Origin of the sequence: uncultured Mucilaginibacter sp., from assembly GCF_903913935.1 — a bacterium.
Taxonomy (GTDB): domain Bacteria; phylum Bacteroidota; class Bacteroidia; order Sphingobacteriales; family Sphingobacteriaceae; genus Mucilaginibacter.
In genome coordinates, this window is record NZ_CAIWNH010000541.1 from 1 (window position 1) to 5,168 (window position 5,168).

At 42.6% G+C, this 5,168-nt stretch carries 7 protein-coding genes; 5 read left to right on the forward strand and 2 right to left on the reverse strand.

Going from position 1 to position 5,168, the window contains the following annotated elements:
- The coding region (locus QZY09_RS21755; RefSeq protein WP_295676054.1) for a DUF4249 domain-containing protein at positions 1-529 on the reverse strand (529 nt) is incomplete at its 3' end.
- 169 nt (positions 530-698) lie between these two features.
- Positions 699-1,688 (reverse strand): D-alanine--D-alanine ligase, encoded by a 990-nt coding sequence (locus tag QZY09_RS21760; RefSeq protein ID WP_295676056.1) that lies wholly within the window; start codon positions 1,686-1,688, stop codon positions 699-701.
- Between the two features lie 264 nt (positions 1,689-1,952).
- Here QZY09_RS21760 and QZY09_RS21765 point away from each other — a divergent pair, with 264 nt between their 5' ends.
- The 5 genes from QZY09_RS21765 to QZY09_RS21785 form a co-directional block, all read left to right on the forward strand.
- Positions 1,953-2,741, forward strand: a complete 789-nt coding sequence (locus QZY09_RS21765; RefSeq protein ID WP_295676058.1) for a PASTA domain-containing protein — start codon at positions 1,953-1,955, stop codon at positions 2,739-2,741.
- Positions 2,725-3,027 (forward strand): rhodanese-like domain-containing protein, encoded by a 303-nt coding sequence (locus QZY09_RS21770; RefSeq protein WP_295676060.1) that lies wholly within the window; start codon positions 2,725-2,727, stop codon positions 3,025-3,027. Before QZY09_RS21765 ends, QZY09_RS21770 begins: the two co-directional genes overlap by 17 nt.
- 18 nt (positions 3,028-3,045) lie before the next feature.
- The gene (gene mltG / locus QZY09_RS21775) at positions 3,046-4,101 is read left to right on the forward strand and encodes an endolytic transglycosylase MltG (protein ID WP_295676061.1); all 1,056 of its coding nucleotides are present in this window, start codon (positions 3,046-3,048) and stop codon (positions 4,099-4,101) included.
- Entirely contained in the window at positions 4,101-4,508 is a 408-nt protein-coding gene (locus tag QZY09_RS21780; RefSeq protein WP_295676062.1) for a thioesterase family protein, read from the forward strand. The genes mltG and QZY09_RS21780 overlap by 1 nt, the downstream gene beginning before the upstream one ends.
- Positions 4,509-4,519: 11 nt before the next feature.
- Positions 4,520-5,168: YihY/virulence factor BrkB family protein (locus QZY09_RS21785; protein WP_295676063.1), on the forward strand; the 649-nt coding region annotated here is incomplete at its 3' end.

The window sequence follows — 5,168 nt, forward strand, 5'->3', positions numbered from 1 at the left end:
CCATAAACTGAGATTCATATTTTGAATGAAACAGCCATGTTTCATTATAATCCCAGCGATAATAATGGGTATTGTTGGCCGGGTCATGCGAATTTACATAAAGCTCAATACCCTTATTTTTAACCGTGTACCCGATACTATCAATAGGCGGTGTAGGTTTCGCGATGATAAAATCCGATAAATACTGTTTTCCATCCGCCGTTTTTATCCTCAGCCGGTATTTACCGGTTACCGGCAGATTTAGGCCCGGGGCAACATAATTTCCTTTATTATCACCAGTTAAGCCCCATGAAGCGCTTTGGTCACTTTCCACCGTAACGGTGGCTCCAGGCAAGGGGTTTAAAGTAACCTGTGCATTTAAATTAACTGTTTTACTTAGTTTGATAACGGTAGAATCATTGCCCGAATTGATCACCCCCTCAACAACCAGGTAACTGCTTGCCGAAGCAATAACAGGAGGATTGTACGGCTTTTTGCAGCAAAATAAAAACAGCACCAGTAAAAAACAGCCACTTGTGATTTTTTTCATAAAAACGCCGGCACCTACGTATTTAGGCTAAAGGATTGTAATTGATTTGACGTCAAAAATCAAATATAACAGATGGAAAACAAATTTCACCAAGAGTTTAAAAATTTAACAGAATCAATAGAAAAACCTATTCTTCAACGTCCCCATTACAAATACCAATAACTATTGACTAATGACGAATGGCCCCTTCCACCAGTTCCCCATAAAATTCCATCAGGTCCATCCCAGCAGCCCGAACCTGCTGCGGGATCAGGCTGGCTGCCGATTGGCCAGGCGTGGTATTCACTTCTATAAAATAAAAATCCTCAGTGCCTTCCAATAAAATAAAGTCTATCCGCGCCATTCCTTTACAATTCAGCCTGAGATAAACTTCGGTAACTATTCCGGCAATCTGATCGATTTTTTCAGCAGGAAGGTTTGCCGGGGTGACCTCTTCGGTAACCCCCGGTGAATATTTAGCCTCATAATCAAAAAAGTCTTTTGAACTAATGATCTCAGTAACCGGTAAAACTATAATCTTTCCATTTAACCGGGCTACGCCTACGCTAAATTCGCGGCCTTTGATAAATTCTTCCACCAGGATCTGGTCATCTTCATGAAATGCTTTTTGCAAAGCTTCAGGCAAGCCGGCTACATTATAAACCTTGCTCATACCGACACTACTGCCCCCATTATTGGGTTTGATAAATAAAGGAAAATGGAGAGACGCAGCCACTATGGCCACATCATGCATATCACGCTGAAAAAGCCGCAGGGAACGGGCCGTATGTAAACCGTGGATACTCTCAACAATGGCTTTTGTATACGCCTTATTCATGGTGATAGCCGAGGTCGTAGCGTCGCAGGTATTATAAGGGATCCCCAGCATGTCAAAATACCCCTGTAATTTACCATCTTCGCCGGGCGTACCATGGATAGTAATAAACGCAAAATCAAAATTCACCTTCTTTCCATCCATCAATAAACTAAAATCATTTTTATCGATATCTACTCCTGCGCCGTCATTTGCAAAGTACCAACGGTTGCGGTTAATCAAAATAGTGTAAACTCTATATTTATCCGGATTTAAGTTGGCAGCAATATTTTTTGCACTGTTGATAGAAACTTCATATTCACCGGTAAAACCTCCGGCAATAAGGGCTATGTTTTTAGTTGTCATGATTGATCAAAGATAAATTTTGATTTCGGATGTCAAGTGATCGATTTCTGATTTTTTTTTGGGGTAGCCAACTCCAAAATTTTCTACGACTCCGATTTTTTAAAATGTCAAACGATTTTATAATATAATTCCTGGATCAGGGAGTCTATTTGCAAATTTATTTAAAATCAGAAATTTCATAAATCCGAAATCGAAAATCCGAAATCCGAAATTTTTCCGGTATGTTTGACCTTAAATTTAATTCAAAGCGATCTATCATCCCAAATGAATAAATTCTGGATTTATTTAAAAACAAAGCAGTTTCGCAATACCCTGCTGCTCATAATCGGGTCTGTTTTTGCATTGGTGCTCATTATGTTTTTCAGCCTTGGCGCTTATACACGGCATGGAACAGGTGTGCCTGTGCCACAGTTAAAAGGCCTTCAAGTTGAAAGGGCGGTGCAATTATTAAAAGACCAGGGTTTTGATTATAAAATTGATTCAGTATACGTGCTTGACAAAACGCCGGGCGCTGTAATTGAGCAGGACCCCGATGCGGGTACGAATGTTAAAGAGAACAGGACAATCTACCTCACAGTAGTTACTCGCCTGGCTCCACCCGTATCTATGCCCGATCTGACGCCGTACACTTACCGTGAGGCTGTTGCAACCCTGGCTAATTATCGCCTGAAGGTGGGCGACACTACTTACAAATCTGATATAGCCCGCGACCGGGTATTGGAAATGCGTTTTGCCGGACAGCCGCTGCTGCCAAATACAAAAATACCTCAGGGCTCCCGCATCGACCTGGTTTTAGGAAACGGGGCAGGCGCCAGCCAGGTAGATATCCCCGAGCTGGTTAATCTTGCCCTTGATGAGGGGAAATTCGCTATCAGGCACAGTGGTCTTACCCTGGGCACTATTATTTACCAGGGACCGATCACTGATTCGGCTAATTTGGTTATTGTTGCGCAATCGCCCATGAAAACTGATTCAGTCTCCAAAACGGCTAATGGTACCCCGGTAAACCTAACAGTTACCCAAGGTAAAAAATCAGATGCACAGCCCAATTAATGCAAATGAACTTTTAAACCGGATGAATGCAGGTGAAAGCTTAAATTTGCTTGACGTTCGCGGGGTGATTGAATTTCACACTTATAATATTGGTGGTAACAACATCCCTTTACCTGTTTTAGCAAAAAATGCTGATAGCACAGGTTATAACAAAAAGGATGAAATCATAGTTATATGTAAAGTGGGTTTAAGAAGTGAAACCGCGTCGGGTATATTAAAAGGAGCCGGTTTTGAAAACGTAAGAAACTTAACAGGGGGGCTTATCGCCCTTCAAAAATTAAAATAAAAGAAATCAGTTATTAGTATGACGCAGAAAAAAGGCCCGCAGGGCAGCACGTTCAAAAAATTTATGGTTGTTATGGTGATCATACTCATCGTAGCGCTTGGCTTTACAGGCCTGAATTATTATTTAAAATATTTTGGCCCCAATGTTACCGGCAAACAGGAATACTTGTATATACGTACCGGCGCCAGTTTTAACGATGTATTTAAAACCATTAACGATGAAGGTATTGTAAAAGACAGTACCACCTTTTACTCGTCGGCACAAAGCATGAACTACGTAAACAGGGTAAAACCGGGCCGTTACCATTTGCACGAAGGGATGAGCAACCGAAAGCTGATCAACATGCTGGCTTCGGGCACGCAGGAGCCGGTTACCCTGTCATTTCATGATCTGAGACAAAAGGAGCAATTTGCTGGTTTTGTAGCTAAAAAAATAGAGCCTGATTCTGCTTCGATCATTCATTTGCTTGATTCTGCAGCCTATTTACAGCAATACGGCTTTACACCCGACAACGTGTATACCATATTTTTGCCAAACAGCTACCAGCTATACTGGAACACGACGCCCGAAAAGTTTTTTAAGCGGATGTATGCCAATTACGAAAAATTCTGGACACCGGCACGTAAAGCAAAAGCCGCTGCTATAAACCTCGACCCAATAAAGGTTTCTATCCTGGCCTCTTTGGTTGACGCAGAAGCACTGCACGATGATGAAATGCCAACCATTGCCGGCCTTTACCTTAACCGCCTGAACAAAGGCATGAAACTGGAATCGGACCCTACGGTGATCTTCGCCGAAAATGATTTTACCATCCACCGGGTGTTAACTAGATACCTGTCGATCAATTCGCCTTACAACACCTACCTGCACACAGGTTTGCCACCGGGGCCTATCATGATGCCATCGGTTAATGCCGTTAACGCAGTGCTCGATTACCAGAAGAACGATTACATTTATATGTGCGCCAAAGAAGATTTCGGAGGCTATCATAATTTTGCCACTAACATGGCAGATCACCTTGCCAATGCCCATAAGTACCAGCAGGCGCTTAACGAAAGAAATATAAAACACTGATGTTTGAGCATGCAACCAAAATAAGGGTGCGCTATGGCGAGACCGACCAGATGGGCTATATGTATTACGGCAACTATGCTGAATTTTATGAAGTTGGCCGTGTGGAAATGCTGCGCAGCCTGGGCCTCACCTACAGTGGCATGGAAGAATCGGGTATAAAGATGCCTGTGCTTGAGTTGCATTGCAAATACCTGAAACCCGCACTATACGACGAGGAGATCACGGTAAATGTTATCATGGATAAAATGCCCGGCATCCGCATTCATTTCCGTTATGAGCTTTTTAATGAAAAGCAGGAGCTCATCAATACCGGTGAAACACTGCTGGTTTTTATCAATATGAAAAACAACCGCCCCTGCCTCCCTTCGCAACAATTTTTAGATAAACTAAAGCCCTTTTTTGATTAGATTTGGCTTAAATGAAGTGGACGCATCGTTTTTTACTCCGTTTTGGGTTCTACAGAAAGTTTATCCATTGGGCAAAAATCTACATCCTGCCTGGTTTCGACCCGTTGCCGTTGTATGATGTAATGGCCTTTTTTGCAGCAGAAATACAGGAACGCACCCTGTTGAACCGCGCCTCATCACTGGCTTTTAATTTTATGCTGGCTTTTTTCCCGGGCACTATCTTTTTGTTTACGCTTATCCCATTCATCCCTATCAATCATTTCCAGCAACATTTGCTTAGCTTGCTCTCTACTGTTTTGCCTTACAATGCGTATATGACTTTTGAGTCGACAATTGAATATATCGTAAATATCCATAACGTAAGGCTACTGTCCTTTGGCTTTTTGGCGGCATTATACTTTGCCACAAATGGCATTATCAATTTGATGCGCGCCTTTAACCGGTCATCGTTAGTAGTTGAAAAACGGCCATGGTGGACACGACGCTTCATCGCCATTGCCCTTACCCTGGTCATCAGTTTCGCACTGCTAACCGCCATATCCGTAATGATAGCCGGCGAAACCATTATCATTTACCTTAAAACACATCTCGACAGCCAGGCCCATTTCTGGTTCTATATCATCGCTTTTTCGCGGTGGATCATTGTGATCGCCATCTTCC